We start from the raw sequence: 25,818 nt of genomic DNA on the forward strand, positions 1-25,818 counted from the left end.
AAAGTAAGTATATTTTTTGTTTCACTTTTATAGGAAGAATAACGGCCAGAACATCCACCATATAGGGTTTTCACACCTGCCGTATCTGTCGCAGTAAGGATATTGATAGTATCTCATTCTATCATAATAATCTCTGTCATAACGCCTGTCATTTCTTCTGTTATAATCATAATAGTTATCAAGACGCCAGTTGCTGTCATATCTACCATTGTTATAACGGTTAGAATAAACATTGTTGTTCATATTATTCATATTATCCATATAATACATGCTGTTGTTATTCATGTCAGGTTCAATGTTATCATTTATACCATTCTCATTTTGAATGTTATTTTTTTTATTTTTGTCCATTTTGACTCTCCTTTATTTTAATTTATTTACTATAATATATGAATCAAATTTCGAGGTGTTACGACATTATTTCCTAGGAAATACCAAAATGAATAATACCCAAATATTTGAAATTAATGTTTACAAATCTTTCAAAAAGTATTAAATTATATATATGTGCTGCCGTGGCTCAGCAGGTAGAGCGACGCACTCGTAATGCGTAGGTCGTGGGTTCGATTCCCGTCGGCAGCTTTATACATATTGTTATGCAGGATGTCTTTTGGCATCTTTTTTTATTTTGTACTAATGTATTTTTAATAGAAACTTAACAGAAAAGAAAAATATACTTAAGTATTGTGTGCTATAATAATATAAACTATCAGACAAGGGGTGATTATGCAGAAATGAAGAATTTTTCAAGCAAGCCGTTTTTGTTGGTAAGAGAAGGCATTGTTATGGAAACCAGCGCCGAATTTACATCACTTACTGGATATTGCAATGAAGAAATTACAGGATGTTCAATCAAGCATATAGAAAAAAAATTAAAAACTGATTTCCAGTTGGGACATGATTTCAAAAATAAAAGTGTATGTTCATATATATTTAGTAAGTTGCTTGAACCTATTGAAGTAGCCATAAGATGCATAGATTTGGAAAAAGAGAAAAGTCTGTATATTTTCGAAACAGAAAAAGGCTATATGTTCAACAAAAGCTTCAGCGTAATTGAAAAGCTCAGCACAGATAAAAACACCGGTTTTATTGTAATGAGTTGCCCCGATTTGAGAGTTCTTAAGGTAAATGAAGAATTTATCAAGACGTTGGACGAACCTTACAACAATATAGAAACAATTATAGGGAAAAAGATAAGTGAGATTGTGCCGGATTTTGAAAACAGTAAAATGCAAGACTTCTTTAACATAGTTATTTCTACCGGCATGCCTTATTTTGAAGAAGAATACGAAGTATTTAACATGAAAAGGGGAACATCCTTCTGGAACATATCACTGGTTACTATGCCTGATGGAAATGAAAATAAATATATTTTGATGTCTATTTTGGAAGTTACTAAGAGAGTAGTTCAGAGGAAAGAAATAGAACAAAAAAACAAGCAGTTAGAAGCAATTTTTGAAAATATGTCAGATGGGCTGTTTATAATAGATAATGAAGGCAACTATGTAAAAATGAATAAAAAGGCCAAGGAAATCATATATAAGTCAGATTCAGTTAAAAAACTTGGAGACACACTTGTTCACACAAAATACTTTGATCTGGATGGCAAGGAAATAAAACTTGATAAAATGCCCCTGCCGCGAATACAAAATGGTGAGGTAGTTAAGAATTTTATTTTTTCAAGTAAAGGACCTTATGGAGAGCATCATTTCAATGCTAATGGGGCACCCATATATGATGAGAGCGGAAATATTGAAAAGTCCATAGTGTTGCTCAGTGATGTCACAGAAAGGGTAAAATATGAAGAAAATCTATATTTCCAGACTCAGTATGATACGTTGAACAGCATTATAAACAGCATGAATATGGGTTTTCTGAGGGTATCTTATCCAGTGTTGAGGGTAGTTGGTATAAACAGAATGTTTTATGAAATTTTAAAGGAAGTATTTCCTGAGTTGCCTCACATGAATGATATTGCCGGGAAAAGTATATATGAGTGCTTTGATGAAAAGTCCGTTAACATCGACCATCTTATGAAGGTGCTCAATGATGAGTCAAGAATGAGCAATAAAATGTTCAATTATTCATATACAAAACAGCTTTCAATTTCCGGGGAAGAAAAGCATTACAGGGTTATTTTTCAACCTGTTTTCAAGTTAAACAATGAAGTTGCAGAACTTGCAGTAATGTGCATTGATGTAACAAATGAAGTTACTGAAAGAAATCTGGCAAAAAAATCATTAGAAATGGAAGAAGAATTTTTTATAAATATAACCCATGAGCTTAAAACTCCATTGAATGTAATTTTCAGCGCAAACCAGCTCATGAGCATGCAGCTGTCGGAAGGTTTGAATGAAAAAAACAAGGGATCATTTGAAAGAAATATGAAAATAATCAAACAAAACTGCTACAGGCTTACTAAACTTGTGAATAACATAGTGGACCTGTCTAAAATTGAGTCAGGTCATCTGGATTTAAATCTTCAAAATGTGAATATTGTAGAACTTGTTGAAGACATTGTGCAATCAATATATCATTATATTGAAGGTAAGGGGCTGAGTGTCATTTTCGACACCAATACAGAAGAAAAGATAATGGCAGTGGATTCATATAAAATTGAAAGAATCATCTTAAATCTCATGTCAAATGCAATTAAATTTTCCGATAAAAGCAATGAAATAACAGTAACTGTGCAGGATGAAGGAGATTGTGTTGAGATAGATATCAAAGACAATGGAGTTGGAATGGAAAAAGAATATCTGAATGTGATATTTGAAAGGTTCCATCAGATAGACAAGACACTTTCAAGAAATGCAGAAGGCAGCGGCATTGGTTTGGCTCTGGTCAAATCACTGGTGGAAATGCATGGAGGTGAAATAAGAGTGGAAAGCAAGTTGGGAGAAGGAAGTACATTTAAAATAATTCTTCCGGCAAGACTAATCGATGAAACAGAAAATAAGAATTTTATCATGTTCATGGATAACAAATCTGAAAAAATAAACATAGAATTTTCGGATATATATTCAATATAAAAATGTGCTGTTATAACAGCACATTTTCTGCAAGAGCGGGTGATGGGAATCGAACCCACACAGCCGGCTTGGGAAGCCGGAACTCTGCCACTAAGCTACACCCGCAAACTAATCATTTAAATTATATGACAATATTAACTAAAAATCAAGAGTTATAATAACAAAAGCCGCATAGCGGCTTTTGTCTACTTTAAATACCTGGTTATTTTTCCTGTGTAGTACAGCGACAGCCTGTGAAGGGCTCTTGTACAAGCAATGTAAAGAAGCTTCTTGTCATAATCTGTATTGTAAGTTTTGTTTTCGGTTCCGTAAACCATAACAGCATCGAATTCAAGTCCTTTTGCAAGGTATACGGGAACTATGATTGTACCTGTTATGCTTTGTTCTTCGAGGTAATCTACAAGCTTAACCTTTGTGCGCCCTGCTATTCTGAAATATAAATCGGCTGCAGTCTTTCTGTTCTTGCAGATTATAGCCACTGTGTTTAATCCCTGTGATTTATAATTTTCAATATCTTTAATAAGCTTGTTGTCAAGCTCATCTGTTGTTTTGCACTGAACGATTTCAGGTTCTTCCTCATTTCTTTTGAAGTACTCAGTATACGTACCTTCCTCAAGGAGTTTTGAGCTGAACTTGCTTATTTCATAAGAGCTTCTGTAGCTCTTGTTCAAAAATACTTTGTTGTTTTTTTCAAAACCGAATATTTCAATTATATCATCATAAATTGAAACGTCGCTTTTCTTTTCAACGGACTGATTTACATCGCCAACCACAGTGAAACGCGCATCTCTGTATAGATTTTTTAAGATGTGGTAATGAATGGGGTAATAATCCTGCGCCTCATCAACCACAACTTGTTTGATGTCTCTGAACAAGTCACAACCTTCAGCTTTTATCTTAAGATAAACAAGACCCATACCGTCTGCATAGGGAATATTGTACCTGTCCTGAAGGTTTTGATTTGTGTAATCAATTATTTTTTCAATATTTTCAGGAAGAATCAGTCCTTTTGATACTGCATTGAAAATTTTGCGGTTTTCAAAAAGTGTCTTGTAAAGTTCAAAACAGTCAAATTCCGTGAAATTGTGCAAATTTTTAATAAAAGAAGCAGTTTCTTTGGCAGCCAACATTCTCGTAAATGATTTGGATTCAAATTCATGTTGGTTCAGCTTCACAACAGCCTTTTCAATTTTGCTTCGTCTTGACAATTTCCTTTCGTGGAGTTTTTCTATAATTCTGTTTTCCATTATTTTTAGTTTTTTTACAGTTGGCATATTGAGCTTTCCGCTTAATAAGAACGACTTTAAAAGCTGTTTTGTTTCTAGAACTTCACCGTTGAAATACACATCTTCAAATTTTATCATTTTGTGCTCAAAATAATACACAAAACGGTCCAATATTTCCTTAAAAGTTTTAGATCCCTTGAACTCGTTGTAAGACCTTAAGAAGTTTCGTTCTTCTTCTGTAGCAGCACATATTATATTTTCAAAGTTTTCGCTTTTAGTTTTAACAGACAGTCTGCTTTCATAAAGTTTAGAGAAGATGTTTTCAAATGTGAATTCGTTGATGTTGTCTTCTCCTAACTCTGGAAGAACATTGGAGATATACTTTGAAAACAGGGGATTAGGTGAAATTACGATGATGTTGTTGGCGCTTAACTTGTAATTAAGTCCCTGATACATTAAAAATGCTATTCTGTGCAGCGCAACAGATGATTTTCCGCTTCCAGCCACTCCTTGAACAACAAGAAGATCATTTTCCAGGTCTCTTATTATAAGGTCCTGTTGCTTTTGAATAGTTTCAACAATTGTTTTCATTTTGGAAGTCATGTTTTGTGACAGTGCTTCCATGAGCATTTCATCAAGTATGTTGATGTTGCTGTCGAAAAAATATTCCATTTCACCTTTTGTTATTTTGTACTGTCTTTTTAGAGTAATTGTTCCTTTGATTATTCCGGCAGGAGCTTTGTATTCCACAGGACCTAGTTCATTTCTGTAATATACGCTTGAAATTGGAGCACGCCAATCATAGACTTTTATGTCATGGGTTTCTTCATCCATCAAGTTGAAAAGTCCTATATATATTTTATCTGTGTCATCATAGCCATGCTCAGTGAAATCAATCCTTGCAAAATAAGGGCTGTCGAGCATCTTTTCATACTTGGAGATTCTCTTGGCCAGTTCCGTATATGTGAAAGTTTGTGCCTGTAAGGCGCTTAAATATTGGTTTAGGTCTGAAAGTTTGTCAAAATCCGCTGATGAATGGGTTGTGTTTTCCCACATTTCTTTTCTCGCAGCAATAAGATCTATCTTCTGTTCCTCAAGATTGCTTGTTTCAATGTCCAATTTATATTTCAATAAGTTTATTATTTCTTCAAGGTATTGAATTTCTTCTAAGTATTTGTCGTTATATTCAATCATATTATTTCCCCTTTTAAAACCGCACAAATATTAATTAATTAAAATAAATATTTAATAGATAATTATATCATATTGTGCATTATATGAAAAGAAAAAATTAAAAGTACTTGTTAAATATAAAAAGTTGTTTTATGCTGCTATAGTGCGCAAATATTAACAAATAATGCTTAAGTGAAATAGTTGAAAAAGCTTCTTGTATTATATAGTTTGTTAGGAAAATTTTAATATTTATTAAAACATTTACGTGACATACAAATTTTTTGGTGTATAATGGTTGTAACAGTATTACAATGACGAGGGTACTAAATTGATTGGAGAAAAGATTAGGAATATCAGAAAGAGCAAAAATTTAACAATAGTGGAGTTGTCTGAGAAAATTGATGTAACCTCAGGCTATATTTCGCAAATAGAAAGAGATTTGATTTCTCCTTCGCTGTCGGTATTGAAGAGGTTGTCCCAGGCGCTTGACATTCCGTTGTCTGTTCTGTTTATGGAAGACAGTGATGCCAACGTGGTTAAGATGCATGAAGATGAAAGAACAAAAGTGAAATTCGGAAATATAAACATTGAACTTGAATATATTACTCCTGTGACAAATAAGGGTGAGAAAAATGCAGGTATGGAAGCCTTTTTATTCAAGCTTAAACCTAAAACCTCAGTTAGCGAAAACAAAATTATTAATGATGCAAAAGAATACATTTATGTTTTCAAAGGAAAAATTGACTGCAAAGTAGGGGAAAAGGTGTATACAGTGTCAAAGGGGGACAGCATATGTGTTCCGGAAAACAACGGACACATGATTCACAACAATTATGATGAAGAAGCAGAAGCGCTTTGCATATTAACACCGGCAGTCCACTAAAATCTTGACAAATTTTAACTACTGCGGTATTATCCAATTGTGATGACGGAATGATTTATTAAAGATACAGATGTAGTCAGATATCTAGGTCATTAATTTTAATCATTAGGGGTATAATTTTGAGTGCACCGCGAGTATCTCTCGTCTCTATGAGACGGGATTTTTTTATATAATAGGAAAAACAGTAGAGTATTTGTTCTATGGAGGTATTAAATGTTAGACATCAAAAGAATCAGATATAATCATGAAGAAGTTGAAAGTCTTTTGAAAAGAAGAAATCCAAATCTGAGCATTGGCTGTTTACTTGAACTTGACACTGAAAGAAGAAAAAGGCTGGTAGAATCAGAAAACATGAAATCAGAGCAGAACAAGGTGTCTAAGCAGGTTCCTTCCATGAAAAAACAAGGTTTAGATGTTTCAGGCACATTGAAGGAAATGAAGGATATTGCTGATAGAATAAGAATAATTGATGATGAAATCAAATGTCTTGATATAAAAATTGAAGAAGAGCTATTAAAAATTCCTAATGTACCTAACTCTCAAATTGCAGTAGGAAAGACTGATAGAGACAACATGGAAGTAAGGCGATGGGGCGAGAGCAGAAATTTTGATTTTGAGCCCATGGCTCACTGGGACATTGGAACAAAATTGAATATTCTTGATTTCGAAAGGGCTGTTAAAATAACAGGACCGCGTTTTTCAATGTTCAAAGGATTAGGGGCACTCCTTGAAAGATCAATAATATCCTACATGCTTGACAAGCACACTGTTGATCATGGGTTCACAGAAATTGCACCACCTTTCATGGTAAACAAAGAAAGCATGATAGGTACAGGACAGCTTCCCAAATTTGAAGATGACATGTTCAAGTTAAAAAGCAAAGATTACTATCTCATACCAACAGCTGAAGTTCCGGTAACAAACATTTTCAGAGATGAAGTGCTTGACGGAGCAAAATTACCCATGTACATGACTGCATACACCCCATGCTTCAGGGCTGAAGCAGGTTCAGCCGGAAGGGATACAAGAGGACTCATAAGAAACCATCAGTTTGACAAGGTTGAAATGGTCATGTATTCAACTCCTGAGGATTCCTACAGTCAGCTTGAAATACTAACAATTTTTGCTGAAGATATTCTTAAAGAATTAAAACTCCCCTACAGGGTTGTTGAACTTTGCACCGGTGACCTGGGATTTAGTTCAGCCAAGACTTATGACCTGGAAGTATGGATGCCCAGCTACGGTCGTTATGTTGAAATTTCCTCATGCTCCAACTTTGAAGATTTTCAGGCCAGACGTGCAAACATAAGATACAGGAGAAGTGACAACAAAAAAGTTGAGTACATTCACACACTCAACGGTTCAGGACTGGCTGTGGGAAGGACATTTGCAGCAGTACTTGAAAACTACCAGAATGAAGACGGCACTGTGACAATACCGGAAGTCTTAAGGCCTTACATGAGAGGAATGGAAAGAATTAAATGAGCGAAATTTACATAGACAAAACACTTTACTCCACAAGGCCTGACCCTACAGGAAGATTAGAGAAAGAAATGGAAGCATACGGAGTTCTTGAAGAACTTGGCATACATTTTGAGAGGGTCGATCATGGAGAAGCCTCATCCATAGAGGACTTAAAAAACGTTGAGGATGTTCTTGGAACAAGAATATGTAAAAATTTATTTTTGTGCAATGCATCAAAGTCCAAGTTTTACTTGCTGCTTATGCCTGGAGACAAAAAGTTTCTCACAAAAAATCTTTCAAAACAAATAGGAAGCTCCAGGCTTTCCTTTGCTGAAGGAGAGCACATGGAAAAACTTTTAAATATTACACCTGGTTCAGTGAGCGTTTTAGGTCTTATGAACGATAAACAAGTGGAAGTCAGCTTGGTTATAGACAAGGAAACTGCTGAGCAGGAATATTTTGGATGCCACCCATTAATAAATACATCATCCATAAAAGTTAAAACAACAGACATACTCAATATTTTCCTGCCGTATACTGGACATGAATACAAGGTTGTTGAACTATAAATTATTTTCTGTTTTTAAAGTAATAATAAATAGAGGTAGCAGCTGCAGCAGCAATCATAATCAAGAGGTCTGTTGCAGTATCATCAAGACCTCCTTTCACCATTTCCGTACCAAACAAATAATCTCCGGAAAATTCATACATTTCCCACAATGTTCCCAGTGAAACAGAAAAGGAAAAGGCGCTTATGGATTTAATAAACTCAAACCTTTTGTGGGATGTCCCTTGTTCATTTTTGATTGATTTCTTAATGAGAAAAAGAAATGAAACAACAGCATACCATCCGGACACAAAGTGAAGAAACAGATCAAACCACCAGAATTTGCTGTAAAATTTGTTTATTTCTCCAAGATATAGGGCTGAAAATATAAAGAGGGAAAAAATCATCTGAAAACTCTTAGGCAAAGTTAACTTTTTCTTGTTTGCAACATGGTTTAAAAGAAAGGGAACTAACAGGCAAAAAACAGCAGCAATGGACAGCTTGAAAATTTCCTCCTGCCCGGCCATATAGCTTTTTGCTCCTGTATAAATGATTACTGCTTCAAAAATTAATGTTGCAAGAAGTGCGCTGGTGCTGTATTTGTTGTACATAATTCTCCTTTAGAGTCAGTCTTAATTTATTATATGCAATAAGGTTTTTTTTTATCTAAACTCATTGACAAATTATCATAATATGGTAATGTAATTATAATTTTAGTAAAATTGTAAGCAACAATAAATTAGAAAGGTGTTAATATGATTAAAGAATTTGCAGGCATAATGCCTACTATTGACGAAAAAACATACATAGCTGACGGATCTTATGTAATAGGGGCTGTCACAATGGAGGAATACTCAAGTCTCTGGTACAACTGCGTTGCACGAGGGGATGTAAACAGCATTAAGATAGGAAAGTATACAAATATTCAAGACGGAAGCGTAGTCCATGTTGCAGATGACTGCTCTACTGTAATCGGGGATTTTGTCACTGTAGGACACAGAGCAATAATTCACGGCTGCACAATTGAAGACCACTGCCTCATTGGAATGGGAGCCATTGTATTGAACAATGCTGTCATAGGAAGAGGAAGCATTGTTGCAGCAGGAGCAGTTGTCAAGGAAAACCAGGTTGTACCGCCGTTTTCACTTGTAGCAGGAGTTCCAGCTAAAATTATGAGGACTATTTCTGAAGAAACAGATAAAATTCATTCGCAGGCAGTTAAATACAAGACATTATGGTCTGAAAAATATGGCATTATGCCAAATGCCGGTGGAGAAACTTACAAGGGAGAACAAATAATATAATTTTTTACAAATATATATGATTAGAGTAATAATTTTTTGGTATATGATAATCATAAATATAAATTGTAAAGGAGAAATTATGGCTGTAAGTTTATATTTGAATTTTAACGGAAATTGCAGAGAAGCAGTTGATTTTTACGCAGATGTTTTTAATGTTGAAAAAAATGAAGTAATGACTTTTAAAGAAGGTCCGCAAAATCCGGAAAACCCCCTTCCAAAGGAAGCGGAAAATTTAATCATGCACACTTATCTAAACATAAGCGGCATGAAAATAATGTTTTCTGATACATTTCCGGGAATGCCATTTAAAACAGGCAACAACATTAATATAGCAATTCTGGAAAGCGACACGGAAAAAATCAGAACATGGTTTGACAAGATGAAAGGTGGAGGGACAGTTGAAATGGATTTGCAGCAAACATTCTGGAGCAAGTTGTACGGCTCGCTGACCGACAAGTATGGAGTGCCATGGCTGTTCAGCTGCACAGAGCAATAACATAGCCGCAGCAATGCGGCTTTTAATATACGAGAAAAGTTCTCTTTCCTCGTATATTAAAAACGGGGATTGCTCAGCAAAAAATACGTATTTTTGCGCGGTCGGGGGACATAGGTCCCCCTAGCGGAGTTGCGGAGCAACTTTTTAATTGGAGGAAAAATGTTTAAAATAGGATGTCATTTATCTGTCTCTGGCGGATATGAAGCAATGGGAAAAGATGCTCTGAAAATCGGAGCCAACACATTTCAGTTTTTCACACGTAATCCCAGAGGAAGCAAGGCAAAGGATATTGATCCACTTGATGCTGAAAAATTAAGAAAGTTGCTTAAAGAAAATAACTTTGGAAAGCTCATAGGACATGCGCCGTACACATTGAATATTTGCTCGGCAGATGAAAATACAAGGGAGTTTGCTGCAGAAGTGCTTGAGGATGATTTGAAAAGAATGGAATACATTCCGTACAATTATTATAACTTTCATCCGGGAAGCCACTTAAAGCAGGGTATAGATGAAGGAGTAAGGTACATAACTGATCTGTTGAACAAAGTTCTTAAGGCTGAGCAGACTACTGTTGTGCTGCTTGAAACCATGGCAGGAAAGGGAACTGAAATAGGAAGTACATTTGAAGAATTGAAACTCATTATGGATAACATTGAGTTAAGAGAAAAAATAGGGGTATGTCTTGATACATGTCACGTATATGATGCAGGGTATGACATTGTCAATGACCTGGATGGTGTTCTAGATGAGTTTGACAAAATTATTGGGCTTGAAAATCTTTATGCCATTCACCTTAATGACAGCAAAAATCCATTCAACAGCCATAAGGACCGACATGAAACCATAGGAGAGGGGAGTTTAGGAATAGAAGCAATTTCAAGGATAATCAACCATCCAAATTTATATGATCTTCCTTTCTTCCTTGAAACTCCAAATGAGCTGGATGGCCATGGGGAGGAAATTAAAAAGTTAAAAGAGCTTTATAAGCATTAAAAAACAAGGAAAGTTTTGCTTTCCTTGTTCATAACTCAATGAATTGTTGACAACTTTTATAAAACTTTTAAAACTTGTTGACAATTATTTGTTTTTATTTTTTTCTTTTATGATTTTGCGGGCATTTTTCATGCCCCCTACACTTTTGAACATTTCATTTATTTTTTTTGTTTCAATCTGCCTTGAATTCAAGCCTTCATATCCAGCTTCTTTTTTTAGCTTATGATAGCTTAAAAGCCTTTCTTCTGACAAACTTCCATTTTCAATTGCATTTTTCACGGCACATCCTGGTTCATTTGTGTGGGTGCAGTCACTGAACCTGCAGTCTTCTGACAATGCATCAATGTCGGAAAAAGTCTTTTCCAGGTCGGCACTTTCAATGCCAAGTTCTCTCATGCCCGGAGTATCAATTACAACACCTCTTCCAGGAAGCATTATGAGCTCTCTTCTTGTTGTGGTGTGCCTTCCTTTATCGTCATTGCGAAGTCCATTTGTTTCATAGACATCTTCACCTAAAAGTCTGTTGATCAATGTTGTTTTTCCTACTCCTGAAGAACCAATGAAAGCAACTGTCTTGCTATGTTCGATATATTTTGTAACGGATAAATATCCGTCTTCGCTCATGCTGGATGTAATTATAACATCCAACCCCAGACACACTTCTTCAAGCTCAGAAAGTCTTTCATCAAGATTTTTACAAAGATCTGCTTTTGTAAGAACAACAACAGGAACTGCTCCGCTGTCCCAGCCTATTCCAATGTAGCGCTCAAGCCTCCTCAAGTTAAAATCGTTGTTTAAGGACATGCATATAAAAACCGTATCTATGTTGGCTGCAACAATCTGCTCATCGTTGCCTGTTCCGGAAGCTTTCCTTACGAATGCGCTTTTTCTGGTGAGAACATGGTGTATAATAGAATTTCCATCCATATCTTTTTTATCAAGCATGACAAAATCACCTACAGCTGGAAAATCCGAAATGGTTGTTGCGTTATACCTGAATTTGCCTGACACCTGTGCCGTTATTTCGCCGTCTTCAGTGACAGCCTTGTACAGGTCTTTGAATTGGGAAATTATCCTTCCTGCAGCAAGACCCTCATATAAGCCTGCCTCATTCATAAACCTTTCATTGAGGCCATATTCTTTCATATCAATTATGTTCAATTAAATCCTCCTGTTTTTAAATGGAGGCATATCTTAGTATTTATATACCTCCGGATTGCTGTTTACTTCATAATTTACAATTAACATAATGCAACACTCCTTTCGAGTTCCAAGATTTGTATTTTCATTCTATATTATTATAACAGTTATTTCAATGACAATGTTCATGATATTGACTATTTTGCAAAATACCAATATTATTAATACAAATAATATATGAAGGCAGGTAAATATGGTTAAAAAAGAAGAATTTTATTATGACTCGTCAGATAAATCAACAAAAATTCATGGGTTAAAGTGGATTCCGGATGGAGAAGTAAAAGGAATTCTTCAGATTTCCCATGGAATGCTTGAGCACATGGACAGGTATAACGAATTTGCCAGTTACCTTGCTGCAAATGGTATACTTGTAGCAGGCAATGATCACTTAGGCCATGGATATTCACTTATCAATGAAGAAAACAGAGGATATTTTTGCCGGGACAACGGAAACAAAACTGTCATAGAGGATATGCATGAGCTTAGAAAGATTATAGAAACTGAATTTAAAGATAAGCCATATTTCTTCTTAGGGCACAGCATGGGCTCATTTCTTTTGAGACAATATATAACAATTTACAATGAAGGACTTCATGGAGCCATAATAATGGGAACAGGAAATCAGCCTTATGCACTTTTGAAGTCAGGAATTATTATTACAAGAATAATAGCTTTATTCAAGGGTTGGAGGTACAGAAGCAGCTTTGTAAATAAACTTGCCATAGGTAATAACAATAAAAGGTTTGAACCTGCCAGGACAAGAGTGGACTGGCTAAGCAAGGATGAAAAAAGAGTGGATGATTATATAAAGGATAAAAGAATTGATTTTGTTTTCACTTTGAATGCATTTTATAACATGTTCAAAGGAATGGAAAGTTTGTATAACAAGAATAATCTTCATAATATGAACAAGGAACTTCCTGTGATTTTCTTGTCCGGAGCAAATGATCCTGTGGGAAATTTCAGTAAAGGTGTGAAGAAGGTTTATGATGAATTTAAGGCAATGGGAATGAAAAACCTGGACATAAAAATATATGAAGATGACAGGCATGAAATATTGAATGAAACAGACCGAGACATTGTGTACCGTGATATTGAAAAGTGGATTTTAAGAATTGCAAAATTTAAGTAATTTATTGCAGCGCTATTATTTCCGTGGAAATAAAGTTCAATGACTACGGGTATTGGACTAGAGTTAATAATTGACAGCAAGTTTTTCAAATTTAATAATGCATTTCTTCTTTATCTATTATATAATTGATATATTACAGATTGGAGGAAACAAATGAAAAATATCAGAAAACTGCTTTCGCTTTGCCTTGTTATTATTATGCTCACCAATACAATTGCATTTGGCGAAATTAATATTAATGAAAATATAAAGGGTGCGTTGCTGGGTGATCTGGAAACTGGTGAAGTTTTATATGAATACAATATAAATGAACAGCTGGCCATGGCCAGTGTCACAAAGATAATGACATACCTTGTCATGATGGATGCAGTATCAAAAGGGGAGATATCCTTTGATGACGATGTTGTAATAAGTGGACATGCTGCTGCCACTGAAGGAAGCAACTTTGGAATATTGTCCGGCGAAACAGTCAAGTTGAGCCTACTTGTGAAAGGTATGCTCATAGTGTCCGGCAATGACTGTGCAACTGCTATTGCAGAGCATGTGGGAAAAACAGAGGACAATTTTGTAATTATGATGAATTCCAAAGCCTCAGAGCTAGGTCTTTTATCTGCAAGCTTTGTAAATCCTCATGGCCTTCCAATTGATGACAATGAAACAGGTCAGAACCACATGTCAGTTTCAGACATTTACAAACTTGTAAGGCACATACTTCTGACATATCCACAAATGCTGGAAGTAACAAAAGAGCCTCAGCTTGTTGTACCGGAAAGAAATTTCAGCAAGACAGCAACAAATCCCATACTTGGAATAGTTGAAGGTGCTGACGGTCTTAAGACAGGTTATACGGACAAGGCAGGTTTGTGTCTGGTGTCTACAATGCCGGTAACAGGCAACGGACAGGACTACAGGCTTGTAGCAATTCTCATGGGCAGCGCAACTGCCGAAGAAAGGCTTGAAAAAACAAAAACACTTCTTGAATACGGCAAAAATAACTTCACTATGGAAAAGCTGGCTGATACATCGCAGTCCATAGACAGTGTTTATATTACAAATTCAAAATTAGGAAAAGTTGACATATTTCCTGCTCAGGACTACTCAAAACTTGTTAACAAGGAAGACACAGTAAGAACTAAAATAACTTACAACCAGGAAGTGAAGGCTCCTTTATCGAAGGGCGACAAGATTGGAACCATAAGCATACTTGTAAATGATGAGGAAGTAGGACAAGTTGATGCAACAGTAAATGAAAATATTGAAAAAACAAATATCTTTGTGAGGATTTTAAGGTTTTTCAGCTCTTTGTTTGAATAAGATAAAAAATCATTATGCTGAGTCATAAAACGTAAATGTATTCAGCATAATGATTATATTTCAATTAATTAAAAATAACGTTTGCATAATTATTTCTGCAACAAAACTCCGAAAAAAATGTGAAAATATGTCGTACGTTGAAATTTCATAATATAACTAATAATAAACGCTTTAAAGAATTTTTTAAATAAAGCGCGAAAAGCATAATTATAAAATTCACAAGACCGATTACCCAATAAGCGTATTGACAAAAATCAAAAATTAGTGTAATATTCAATAATAGATAAATAAATGTGCATCTGTAGCTCAGTAGGATAGAGCAGTGCCCTCCTAAGGCATGTGCCGGGGGTTCGATTCCTCTCAGGTGCACCATTTTTATTTCGTTATGAAAACGTATGCTGTAATATATTGGCTGAAGCCAATTTATTTATAATTTTGAGGAGGGAAAAATGAAAAAAATATTATCTTTAATGTTAGTATTGACAATGATACTGACAGCTTGTTCAAGCGGAACAACAACAGAGCCTGCCAAAGAACCTGCAGCATCTGAACAACCTGCAGACATTACAGAAGGCGGTAAATATGCAGAAGAACAGGTTTACAAGACTGTTTATGCTGAAGAAGTAACAAGCATAAACTATTTGACCACTGCAACAAATGTTGACTTTGCTCTGGCAGCAAACCTGGTTGATACATTGGTTGACTACGACATGTATGGAATAATCCAGCCTGCTTTGGCAGAATCATGGGAATCATCAGATGACGGACTCACATGGACATTCCATTTGAGAAAAGGCGTAAAATGGGTTGACTATGAAGGAAATGAAGTTGCTGAAACAACAGCGAACGATTTTGTAAGTGCTGCGCAGTATCTTTTAGATCCTGCAAATGAGTCAGAAACAGCAAATATTTTCTACAGTGTAATTAAAAACGCTGAAGCATACTTTAATAAAGAAATTACAGATTTTGCCCAGGTAGGAGTTAAGGCAGAAGATGATTATACATTGGTTTATACATTGAAAGAACCAATACCATATTTTGAATCAATGCTTACATATGTTTGTTTCTTCCCTGCATACGGACCATTCCTTGATGAAATGGCAGATATGTTTGGAACATCAAACTCTGCTCTTCTTTACAACGGATCATATTTATTGTCAGAATTTGAACCTCAGATGCAGAGAATTCTTAAAAAGAATCCAACATACTGGGATGCTGCAAATATATTCATAACAGAACTTAACTACAAATACAACAAAGAAGCAACTGCACTGGCAGGTGAAATGTACAAACGTGGAGAAATATCAGATGTTATAATTCCTCCTGCAAGTCTTGATGAATGGATGAAAGACCCTGTTCTTAAGGATCAGGTAAGACCTAGCAGATTAGGAACATACACATATTTCTACGCATTTAACTTTAAACCTACATTTGATGCTGAATATGAACCAGAAAACTGGAAACTGGCAGTTAATAACTCCAATTTCAGAAAAGCTGTAGTTGCAGGATTCAACAGAATTGCTTCCATGAAGACTGAAGATCCATACAATCCAGAATACAGAATAATAAACACTATAACACCTCCAAACTTTGCATCACAAAATGGTGTAGACTTTACTCAGACAGGAAATTTAGCAGCAGTTACAGCAAGAGAATTCTTCAACGAAAAAGAAGCTGTAGCTTTAAGGGACAAGGCTAAGGAAGAATTGACTGCATCCGGTGCTACATTCCCAATTAAAGTATTGATGCCGTACAACACAAACTCAACTTCATGGGCTAATGAAGCTCAGGTTGTTAAACAACAGCTTGAAACATTGCTTGGTTCAGACTTTATTGAAATAACACTGCTTCCTCATGCTCCTACAGGATTCCTTGATGGAACAAGACGTGCAGGAAACTATGCAATAATGAAATGCAATTGGGGTCCTGACTATGCAGATCCACAGACATATACAGACCCATTCAGAAGAGAAGGAAATTACAACTTCCCAGAGTATACAACTGAAGTTACTGCTGATGGAAAGAATTTCTTTGATGCATATGAAGCTTTAGTAAATGAAGCTAAGACGGAATACACTGATTTGACAAAACGTTATGAACTGTTTGCAAATGCTGAAGCAATGCTTGTTGACAACGCATTTGTAATTCCATACAACGTAAGCGGTGGTGATGGTTACGTTGCATCACAGGTTCATCCTTTTGAAACTCCTTACTCTGCATTTGGAATTTCCTCTAACAGGTGGAAAGGACAAAGACTATTGGCTAAACCATTAAATACAGAAGAATTCAACGCAGCTCAAACAGAATGGCAGGCAGCACGTGATGCAGCTATAAAAGATGCAGCAAAATAAACTGTAATGGATTGGGGGCTATCTAGCCCCTGATTTATTTTAGCAACAAAAAAATGCAGAAGGAGAGGCAACGCATGAAATATTATATAAGCAGGCTGTTTAGATCATTTGTTACATTGATAATAGTTGTTACGGTTGTGTTTTTGCTGATGCGCTTAATGCCTGTTGAAGGATACTTCGGTTCTAACTATGATAAGCTTGATGAAGCACAAAAAATGGCTAAGCTTGAAAATCTCGGGCTTTTAGATCCATGGTACATACAGCTGAAAGACTTTTACACAGATGTGCTGAAAGGAGATTTTGGTCAGTCCATAACATACAGGCCCAAGGCTCAAATTTCTGATATATTGGGAGAAAAGCTCATGATTTCCCTGAAGTTTGGTTTGGCATCACTCATTGTTTCATTGGTGCTTGGATTAAGTCTGGGTATCCTCATGGCAAGGTTTAAAGGGAAATTTTGGGACAAACTGGGAACAGGCTACGTTGTGGGAGCTAATGCAGTTCCTGCAGTAATATATTATCTTCTCATACAGGTATTTTTCACACAGTGGTTTAAATTGCCGCTGCTGTTTGATAAAAATGACCCAAAGAGCTGGATACTTCCTGTAATGTGCTTATCACTTGTAAACATAGCATATTATGCAATGTGGATAAGACGATACATGGTTGATGAATTAAACAAAGATTATGTAAGACTGGCAAGGGCAAAAGGTTTAAGAAACAAGGAAATTATGGTTAGACACGTAATGAGAAATGCTTTTGTTCCAATGGCTCAATATCTTCCGGCATCCATACTTTACACAGTGGCCGGTTCCATTTACGTTGAATCATTGTTTTCAATTCCGGGAACAGGGGGATTGCTGGTAACTGCAATTCAAAGACAGGACAACACATTGGTACAGGCGTTGTCTTTGTTGTACTCTTCAATAGGAATAATAGGTTTGATGCTTGGAGATATTCTCATGGCATCATTTGACCCAAGGATTAAATTAAGCGGTGAAGGAGGATCAAGATAATGGGCAGCAAGACAATTAAGAAACTGGCAGACAACATAGATCCTTCAATGTTTGAATTTGCTGAATATGATGAATCAAAATCTGAACTGACCGGATATTCAAATTATTCTTTCTGGAGATCGACACTGCAGGTATTCATGAAGAATAAAGCAGCAGTGGCATTTTTGATAATAGTGGCGGTTATTGTAGTGTTCACTTTGTTACAGCCGTATTTACCAAATCAAAAAAGCCCTACACAAATATATATAGATCCTGCTACAGGATTGCAATATCGGAATGTTCCGCCGGGAGAGGAGTTCTTGTTTGGCTCTAATTCCATAGGTCAGGATTTGTGGTCCAGGGTTTGGAGCGGAACAAGGACATCAATTTTCATAGGTTTTGCCGTTGGATTGTTTGAAGCAATTGTTGGCATCACCATAGGAGCTCTTTGGGGTTATGTAAGAAAACTTGATGCCATAATAACTGAAATTTACAACGTGTGGGACAACATACCCACAACGGTTGTGTTGATAATTTTAACATATATTATGAAACCAAGTATTCCTACAATAATTTTTGCAATGTGTATGACCGGATGGCTACAGATGGCAAGATTTGTGCGCAATCTCATAATAATCATAAGAGACAGAGAATACAACCTGGCATCAAGATGTCTTGGTACTCCTACAAAGAGGATAATAACCAAAAACCTCCTTCCGTACCTTGTTTCTGTTATAATGCTTAGAATGGCACTGGCCATACCTGCAGCCATAGGTAATGAAGTATTCCTTTCTTATATAGGAATGGGACTTCCTCTTGATATACCTTCACTGGGAAACCTCATCAATGAAGGAAGGGCTCTGATGATGGTTCCAAGTTCAAGGTATCAGCTGTTTTTCCCTGCTGCTGTAATATCACTTGTAACAGTATCATTTTATGTAATCGGAAATGTGTTTGCAGATTCTGCTGACCCCAGAAATCATGTGTAGGAGGGCGTATGGCACAGAAATCAATTGAAGAAATATTAAACGGTGAAGTAATATTATCAGCTGAAGATGTAGTAATAAAATTCAATTTAAGAGGCCAGGAACTTACTGCCATAAGGGGAGCATCCCTGGACCTTCATAAGGGCGAGAGCCTTGCCATAGTTGGAGAATCAGGTTCAGGCAAGTCAGTGTTCACAAAATCATTTATGGGCCTTTTAGATGCCAACGGAAGAATAGAGTCCGGGAAAATTATGTATAAAAATCAGGACATGGCCAGGTACAAGACAGAAGATGATTGGATAAAAATCAGAGGCAAGGAAATTGCCATGGTTTTTCAGGATCCAATGACAAGTCTCAATCCTTTGAAAACCGTGGGCAAGCAAGTTCAGGAATCTATTGAGCTTCATCAGGGTTTAAAGGGAGAAGAAGCAAGACGATTGACCATAGAAATTTTAAATGATGTAGGAATTACAGATCCTGAAAGAAGATATAGGCAATATCCTCACGAATTTTCAGGGGGAATGAGGCAAAGAGTAGTAATAGCCATTGCAGTGGCATGCAACCCAAACATATTGATATGCGATGAGCCTACAACAGCTCTGGATGTTACAATACAGGCTCAGATACTGCAGTTGTTGAAGAATTTGCAGCAGAAATACGACCTTACAATAATTTATATCACCCATGACCTGGGAGTTGTTGCAAATGTCGCAGACCGAATTGCTGTAATGTATGCCGGAGACATTGTGGAACTTGGAACTGCTGAAGAAGTATTTTTTGATCCAAAGCATCCGTATACATGGGCACTTTTGTCATCACTGCCTCAGCTTGGAATAAAGGGAGAACCTTTGTATTCAATAAAAGGAACACCACCAAATCTGTTCAAGGAAATTGTAGGAGATGCTTTTGCCCCAAGAAACCCAAGAGCACTTAAAATAGACTTTGAACAAAGGCCTCCTTATTTTGAAGTAAGCCCTACACACAAGGCCCGCACCTGGCTTTTGGATCCAAGAGCACCAAAGGTTGAACCTCCTTTGATGATTCAAAAAATGAGAGAAAAGTGGGGTGCCTTAAATGAATAAGGAAAAATTGCTGGAAGTTAAAAACTTGAGAGTTGAATTCGGAAACAAAAATAATAAGTTTGTTGCAGTAAATGATGTAAACTTCAATATATACAAGGGAGAAACATTCGGCCTTGTAGGAGAATCAGGTTCGGGAAAAACAACCATCGGAAGGGCTATAATAAGAATAAATCCAGCTGCCGGCGGAGAAATAATTTACAGCGGCAAAAAAATAAGCGGAAAAATTGACTCTGACACAGACAGAGCTCTTACAAAAAAAATTCAGATGATATTCCAGGACCCAATGGCATCATTAAATGAAAGAGCAAAAGTTGACTACATTGTTTCGGAAGGTTTGTACAATCTGAAAAACTACGGTTCCGAAGAAAACAGAAAAAAAATAGTTGAGCGGGCACTGCTGGATGTTGGACTTCTTCCTGAATTTGCAAGCCGTTTTCCACACGAATTTTCCGGAGGACAAAGGCAGCGTATAGGAATAGCAAGAGCTTTGGTAATGGAGCCTGAGCTTATTATTGCCGATGAGCCCATATCTGCACTTGATGTTTCAATAAGGGCCCAGGTTATAAACCTGTTGTCTGAACTTCAAAAGCAAAAAGGACTCACATATTTGTTCATTGCCCATGATTTGTCTGTTGTTCGTTTTATTTCAGACAGAATTGCTGTTATTCATAAGGGAAAAATTGTTGAGCTTGCAGAAACAGAAATGCTTTTTGATTGTCCTCTGCATCCTTATACGCGGTCTTTATTGTCCGCAATACCGACTCCTAACCCAAGGATTGAAAGGAACAAAAAAATTGAATCATATGATCCGGGAAGTTCTCATTTTGATTATGACAAAAATCCTCCTTCCTGGGTTGAAATAGTACCGGGACATTTTATTCTGGGAAATGAAAGAGAAGTTTCAGAATACAGAAAACAGCTAAATTAACAGCACGAACTGTCAGACTATTGACAAACCCTGACGCTGTCATCCTGAACCATAGTGAAGGATCTCATCTTTACTGAAAAAATGAGATTCTTCGAGCAAACTCTTTGAATGACAACGTCCTATATACTTTATCATCAAACTGACAGCACAAAAGTGCTGTTTTTTCTTGAAAATTTAAAATCGATTGCTATGGGCGTACATTTACGCCATTAAGTATGGAAATCAAAAATCATGGTACAAATTGGAATATAATTTTAGAAAACGTTTGTAAAATTTTCTTGAAAGTTGAAAGGTTTAATGGTATTCTTTTGTGAATTGGACATAATGAAAAGGAGCTTAAATACATATGATATTAGAAACACTCATGAACAGCATAATCCTGATGGCCATATTGATGGCTGTTGGGTACTACTTAAGAAGTAAGAGTATTTTAAATGATGATGCAGAAAATTCCTTATCTTTTATACTTGTCAACATCACAATTCCAGCCATGGTTATAAAGGCAATGTACATTAAATTTTCTTTTGAACAGGTTAAAACAGGTGTATCCTTGCTTGGCATAGCTATTATATTTCATATTATTTTAGTGGCGCTTGGTAACTTGGGCACAATCGGCACAAAGGATGAAGAAAAGAAAAAAATGTTTAAGTTTACAGTTCCTATGATGAACTGCGGATTCATGGGATTTCCTCTTGTCAATCAGCTTTATGGAAATGGAGCAATGTTTTATGCAACAATGTTTCAAACTCCAAACATCATACTTATGTGGACATACGGAATGGCTATTATGATTGGAAAAGACAAAGGCAAGAGTAATGTGAAAGACATATTATTAAATCCCGGAATGATAGGAATTTATGTGGGACTGTTCTTGTACATAACGCAGATAAAACTACCGATGTTTGCAACAAATCTTATGGATTTACTCAACAACGTAACTACGGTTTTAGCAATGATTATTATAGGAAGTAAAATTAAGACCATGGGAGTGAGAGATTCAATTGTAAACAGACAAGCTTATTATGCCACATTTTTCAGGCTTGTTCTTTCTCCGTTAATAATGATTTTAATATTTAAATTCCTTGATTTTGAACCCATGATTGAACAGATATTTATAATTTATGCAGCCCTGCCGGTTGCAACGTTAATGCCGATTTTAGCGCAAAGGTATGGTTCTGATGGTGTATTTGGTTCTAAAATTGTTGTCATAACCCATTTGTTCTCCCTTGTGACAATACCGTTGTTTTTCTGGCTATACACTGTAATTTAATCTAAAGAGTTTAAGGGACTTGTGCATTTGTACAAGTCTTTTTTGTTGTAAATTATTGGCTAAAATAATAGATAGATTCATGTTGACAATTACTGTACTATAACATATAATACAGTTACTGTACTAAGTGTACTAATACAGATAGTATTATTCCGATAGGAGGTGTAAAATGATAAAAATTGACAACAATAGTTCAAAGGCTATTTATGAACAAATATACGATGAGATGACAAGGCTTATTTTGTCAAAAGCTCTTAAGCCTGATGAAAAGATGCCATCCGTAAGAGAACTTGCGGCCATGATCAAAATAAATCCAAATACAATTCAAAAGGCTTACAAAAGCCTGGAGGAAGACAATTATATTTACACTGTGAAGGGTAAAGGAAATTTTGTTAAAAATGCAGATGAAATAAGGAGCGTGCACATAAGGACCATGGAAGAACAATTGAACAGCACCATTAGATCATTAAAAGAACTTGGACTTGAAGATGAAGATGTAATAAAGCTGGTTAAGAATATATTGAATGAAGACAATAAATAAGGAGGACATTATGCTGAGGGTAGAAAATTTAAGCAAGAAATTCGGAGATTTTAAGGTATTGAGCAATGTGAGCATAAATGCCGAAGCAGGCCAGATTTACGGTCTGGTTGGTTCAAATGGCTGCGGCAAAACAACTCTTTTAAAACATATAATGGCAATTTACAATCAGGATGAAGGAAATGTTTATTTTGATGACAATAAGGTTGTGGAAGAATCAGAAGCAATAAAGAATTTTTATTTTGTTCAGGATAGTTTGTTTTTTCCATATCAGTATTCCTTAAAGAAATTATTCCTCTATGAAAAACTCATGTACAAAAACATATCGGAAGAAAAGTTTAACAAGCTTGTTCATTATTTCAACATAGATGTAAATAAGAACCTGAACAAGATGTCTAAGGGACAGAAAAAGCAGGCAGCTTTCGTGCTGGCCATATCTGTACAGCCAAGAGTTTTGCTTCTGGATGAAATAGTTGACGGACTGGATGCAGTAATAAAAAGAAAATTTTGGGATGTACTCATACAGGAAGTAATGGACAATGAAATGACTGTCATCATATCATCCCATGACCTGAAGGAATTAGACAACATATGCGACAAAGTTGGTATAATGCATGAGGGGAAAATACTTAAAGAAGAAAATCTTGAAAAAATGAAGGTTGACATAAAAAGGGTTCAGTTTGCAGTTGAAGGGGAATTTAACACTTCTGATTACAGTAAATTTAATATATTAAAAACATTGAAAATAGGAAGCATAAACATTTGCACTCTTGCAGGTGATGCAGAGGAATTTGAAAAACAATTGAAAAAAGACTTCAATGTTTTACTTTTTGACAGACTGTCAATGAGCCTTGAAGAATTATTCATAACAGAACTGGGAGGTGCCGGATATGGATCTGAAGAAAAATAACACATTTTTTACTTTGCTCATTAATTCTCTTAAATCCAAAAAAGGATGGTTCCTGTTATCAACAACCATCATATTTGTTACAACAATGCTAATACCATATATTTTAAAGGCAGATGAGGAATTTTTCATATTTTTCGGAATATTTGAACTATTTGTACTGGTTTTTATAAATTGTCTTGTAGACAATAATTTTCTTCATAACGATTCAAAGCTTGCTTATTATAAGTCTAAACCCGTTCCAATTGCGGAGCAAATGAGCATAAATATAGTTACGGACATTATTTTTACAACATACCTGTTATTCTTGATTATATTGTCGGTTGTGTTTCAGGGACTCAGAATTGAAATTTTAGAGGTATTCAAGTTTATAATTCCATGGCTTGCTGCCGGTGTACTTCTTGTTTCATTGTCTTCTATACTGGCAGGTAACACAATAATGGCTGGTACAATGACAATATTCAACTTTTGCCTGCCTCTGATAATTTATCTTGTAATAATGTTTGTTTTCTCAATACTTGAAAACATAGTTCCGGGTTTCAGCTCCAGTGTGCTCATGGAATATTTCGTAAACAAGTTTTACAATATGGAATATATATATTTCATTAAATATTCGGAAGACCCTGTTGATTTCATATATATATTACTTCTTGGAACAATACTCTTAGGAATAACATTGCTCATATTCAAGTTTCTTAGAAAAAGGAAGAATGAAAACACAGGAAACCTTATTGTGTTTGACGGTTACAAATACTTTGTATCAGTTCTAGCAAGCCTCATTGTTCCGGCAGCTTTTTCGGTAATGTCCTATGACAACAACGTAATGAGCAAAGTTACAGTATCAATATTAATGGCATTGCTTTCTTATTATATAATAGTTGCAATAATCGAAAAAACTTTTAAAATATCAAGGTTGTCCTTAAAGGTTTTTGCAGTGAGTTTTGTAATATTTACTGCTGCTACAGGAGCAACCATAATGCTTGCAAACCAGTACAAGGGTGTTGTGCCAGACATAGACAATGTCAAGATGGCTTATGTGGGCAATGACAGATATGTTTTCAACTACATTGATGACTTAGATGAAGACATTTTAAACAACCGTGATAAATTCCTGAAATGGCAGAAGGAAAGAGGATTAATATTGTTCACTGATAAAGAATCAATTGAAAATATTGCAGATCTTCACAGAGAATTAATAAAAGGCCGTGATTACGATTACGGGGACTACTACATGAACAACATAGTAATTTCATATCTTATGGATGATGGAAGTGTAGTAATAAGAGATTACAATATTACTGACAGTGACAGCGCAGATAATGAAACAAAGGATAATCTTGCCTATGACATAATAAGTTCAGAAGAAATGAAAAGAAACAAATATTTTTATCTTTTTGATGAAGAAAACTACAATTCAGAAAATCTGTACTGCTATGTAACATATACAGACAAGGAAGGAATTGCAGCTGACAATGTTGACTTTGATGAAATCAGGGAATATCTCATAAAGGACGTTGACAATCAGTCCATAGACGTTGAAAATGCCTTCAATGCAATTGTATTTTATTACTATGATTATGCAATTGACAAGAAGTTCTACAGTGGGTATACTCTTCAGATAATTGACAAGAGGATTCAGGGAGAAAAAGAAGACCGGGGAGTAGATTTAATAAACCTTACAGGATTTGAAAATACTCTTGACTACCTGAAATTAAAATAATGATTATTAAGTAATAGAATTATACCTTAAGAGCCTGAAAAGGCTCTTATACCATTGACAAACCCTGACACTGTCATCCTGAACGATAGTGAAGGATCTCATCTTTATTGAAAACATGAGATTCTTCGGGCTATGCCCTCAGAATGACAACTTCAAAAATACTTTGTCATAGACCTTAAGAGCCTGAAAAGGCTCTTTTTTTGCATGAAAACTTTTATGGTATTTTGATAAAAATACCTCTTGACAACTACGCTATTAAGTGTTACTATGTAGCAGT

The 25,818-nt window shown here is 35.7% G+C and carries 22 protein-coding genes and 3 tRNA genes; 20 read left to right on the top strand and 5 right to left on the bottom strand.

Annotated elements, in window-relative coordinates:
* Positions 1–27: 27 nt before the first annotated feature.
* Positions 28–351, bottom strand: a complete 324-nt coding sequence (locus BN358_RS13575; RefSeq protein ID WP_019229186.1) for a hypothetical protein — start codon at positions 349–351, stop codon at positions 28–30.
* Between the two features lie 158 nt (positions 352–509).
* On the opposite strand from BN358_RS13575, the gene BN358_RS13580 reads away from it, so the two are divergent.
* Together BN358_RS13580 and BN358_RS13585 are read left to right on the top strand one after the other, a co-directional pair.
* Positions 510–582, top strand: a tRNA-Thr gene (locus BN358_RS13580).
* Positions 583–734: 152 nt separating this feature from the next.
* Positions 735–3,032 carry a PAS domain-containing sensor histidine kinase gene (locus BN358_RS13585; RefSeq protein ID WP_019229187.1) on the top strand — a complete coding sequence of 766 codons (2,298 nt, stop codon included), beginning with the start codon at positions 735–737 and terminating at the stop codon, positions 3,030–3,032.
* 34 nt (positions 3,033–3,066) lie between these two features.
* Here the strand turns inward: BN358_RS13585 and BN358_RS13590 are convergent.
* Positions 3,067–3,137: transfer RNA gene (locus BN358_RS13590), tRNA-Gly, on the bottom strand.
* Positions 3,138–3,217: 80 nt separating this feature from the next.
* Positions 3,218–5,452, bottom strand: coding sequence for a UvrD-helicase domain-containing protein (locus BN358_RS13595; protein ID WP_019229188.1), 2,235 nt, complete (start codon positions 5,450–5,452; stop codon positions 3,218–3,220).
* Between the two features lie 307 nt (positions 5,453–5,759).
* Here BN358_RS13595 and BN358_RS13600 point away from each other — a divergent pair, with 307 nt between their 5' ends.
* The 3 genes from BN358_RS13600 to BN358_RS13610 all read left to right on the top strand — a co-directional run bounded on the left by BN358_RS13600 (position 5,760) and on the right by BN358_RS13610 (position 8,347).
* Positions 5,760–6,314, top strand: a complete 555-nt coding sequence (locus BN358_RS13600; protein WP_019229189.1) for a helix-turn-helix domain-containing protein — start codon at positions 5,760–5,762, stop codon at positions 6,312–6,314.
* A 213-nt stretch (positions 6,315–6,527) separates the two neighbouring features.
* Positions 6,528–7,799: a serine--tRNA ligase gene (serS, locus tag BN358_RS13605; RefSeq protein ID WP_019229190.1), complete on the top strand. Its 1,272-nt coding sequence runs from the start codon at positions 6,528–6,530 to the stop codon at positions 7,797–7,799.
* A complete protein-coding gene (locus BN358_RS13610; protein WP_019229191.1) occupies positions 7,796–8,347 on the top strand; it encodes a prolyl-tRNA synthetase associated domain-containing protein in 552 nt (183 codons plus the stop codon). The genes serS and BN358_RS13610 overlap by 4 nt, the downstream gene beginning before the upstream one ends.
* A 1-nt stretch (position 8,348) precedes the next feature.
* Here the strand turns inward: BN358_RS13610 and BN358_RS13615 are convergent, their stop codons facing one another.
* Positions 8,349–8,936, bottom strand: a complete 588-nt coding sequence (locus BN358_RS13615; protein WP_019229192.1) for a hypothetical protein — start codon at positions 8,934–8,936, stop codon at positions 8,349–8,351.
* Between the two features lie 144 nt (positions 8,937–9,080).
* On the opposite strand from BN358_RS13615, the gene BN358_RS13620 reads away from it, so the two are divergent.
* From BN358_RS13620 to BN358_RS13630, 3 genes are all read left to right on the top strand, one after another.
* Positions 9,081–9,629 carry a gamma carbonic anhydrase family protein gene (locus BN358_RS13620; RefSeq protein WP_019229193.1) on the top strand — a complete coding sequence of 183 codons (549 nt, stop codon included), beginning with the start codon at positions 9,081–9,083 and terminating at the stop codon, positions 9,627–9,629.
* 79 nt (positions 9,630–9,708) lie between these two features.
* Complete coding sequence (locus tag BN358_RS13625; RefSeq protein ID WP_019229194.1) at positions 9,709–10,125, top strand: VOC family protein; 417 nt, start codon at positions 9,709–9,711, stop codon at positions 10,123–10,125.
* A 159-nt stretch (positions 10,126–10,284) separates the two neighbouring features.
* Positions 10,285–11,118, top strand: a complete 834-nt coding sequence (locus BN358_RS13630) for a deoxyribonuclease IV (protein ID WP_019229195.1) — start codon at positions 10,285–10,287, stop codon at positions 11,116–11,118.
* A gap of 84 nt (positions 11,119–11,202) precedes the next feature.
* On the opposite strand, the gene rsgA is transcribed toward BN358_RS13630, so the two are convergent.
* The gene (gene rsgA, locus BN358_RS13635; RefSeq protein WP_019229196.1) at positions 11,203–12,279 is read right to left on the bottom strand and encodes a ribosome small subunit-dependent GTPase A; all 1,077 of its coding nucleotides are present in this window, start codon (positions 12,277–12,279) and stop codon (positions 11,203–11,205) included.
* A gap of 232 nt (positions 12,280–12,511) precedes the next feature.
* Here rsgA and BN358_RS13640 point away from each other — a divergent pair, with 232 nt between their 5' ends.
* From BN358_RS13640 to BN358_RS13695, 12 genes are all read left to right on the top strand, one after another.
* Positions 12,512–13,450 (top strand): alpha/beta fold hydrolase, encoded by a 939-nt coding sequence (locus BN358_RS13640; RefSeq protein WP_019229197.1) that lies wholly within the window; start codon positions 12,512–12,514, stop codon positions 13,448–13,450.
* A 153-nt stretch (positions 13,451–13,603) separates the two neighbouring features.
* Complete coding sequence (locus BN358_RS13645; RefSeq protein WP_019229198.1) at positions 13,604–14,764, top strand: D-alanyl-D-alanine carboxypeptidase family protein; 1,161 nt, start codon at positions 13,604–13,606, stop codon at positions 14,762–14,764.
* A 295-nt stretch (positions 14,765–15,059) separates the two neighbouring features.
* A tRNA-Arg gene (locus BN358_RS13650) sits at positions 15,060–15,136 on the top strand.
* A gap of 77 nt (positions 15,137–15,213) precedes the next feature.
* The gene (locus tag BN358_RS13655; RefSeq protein ID WP_019229199.1) at positions 15,214–17,115 is read left to right on the top strand and encodes a peptide ABC transporter substrate-binding protein; all 1,902 of its coding nucleotides are present in this window, start codon (positions 15,214–15,216) and stop codon (positions 17,113–17,115) included.
* A 74-nt stretch (positions 17,116–17,189) separates the two neighbouring features.
* Positions 17,190–18,131 (top strand): ABC transporter permease, encoded by a 942-nt coding sequence (locus tag BN358_RS13660; protein ID WP_019229200.1) that lies wholly within the window; start codon positions 17,190–17,192, stop codon positions 18,129–18,131.
* Positions 18,131–19,099, top strand: a complete 969-nt coding sequence (locus BN358_RS13665; RefSeq protein WP_019229201.1) for an ABC transporter permease — start codon at positions 18,131–18,133, stop codon at positions 19,097–19,099. Before BN358_RS13660 ends, BN358_RS13665 begins: the two co-directional genes overlap by 1 nt.
* Before the next feature lie 8 nt (positions 19,100–19,107).
* Positions 19,108–20,178 (top strand): ABC transporter ATP-binding protein, encoded by a 1,071-nt coding sequence (locus tag BN358_RS13670; RefSeq protein ID WP_019229202.1) that lies wholly within the window; start codon positions 19,108–19,110, stop codon positions 20,176–20,178.
* Positions 20,171–21,106 carry an ATP-binding cassette domain-containing protein gene (locus BN358_RS13675; protein WP_019229203.1) on the top strand — a complete coding sequence of 312 codons (936 nt, stop codon included), beginning with the start codon at positions 20,171–20,173 and terminating at the stop codon, positions 21,104–21,106. Before BN358_RS13670 ends, BN358_RS13675 begins: the two co-directional genes overlap by 8 nt.
* Before the next feature lie 346 nt (positions 21,107–21,452).
* Entirely contained in the window at positions 21,453–22,376 is a 924-nt protein-coding gene (locus tag BN358_RS13680) for an AEC family transporter (protein WP_019229204.1), read from the top strand.
* Positions 22,377–22,545: 169 nt separating this feature from the next.
* Positions 22,546–22,917 (top strand): GntR family transcriptional regulator, encoded by a 372-nt coding sequence (locus tag BN358_RS13685; protein WP_019229205.1) that lies wholly within the window; start codon positions 22,546–22,548, stop codon positions 22,915–22,917.
* A 10-nt stretch (positions 22,918–22,927) separates the two neighbouring features.
* Complete coding sequence (locus BN358_RS13690; protein WP_019229206.1) at positions 22,928–23,824, top strand: ABC transporter ATP-binding protein; 897 nt, start codon at positions 22,928–22,930, stop codon at positions 23,822–23,824.
* A complete protein-coding gene (locus BN358_RS13695) occupies positions 23,805–25,541 on the top strand; it encodes a hypothetical protein (protein ID WP_019229207.1) in 1,737 nt (578 codons plus the stop codon). Before BN358_RS13690 ends, BN358_RS13695 begins: the two co-directional genes overlap by 20 nt.
* The last annotated feature ends 277 nt before the right edge of the window (positions 25,542–25,818 follow it).

The sequence above is a fragment of the Sedimentibacter sp. B4 genome (genome assembly GCF_000309315.1).
Lineage (GTDB): Bacteria > Bacillota > Clostridia > Tissierellales > Sedimentibacteraceae > Sedimentibacter > Sedimentibacter saalensis.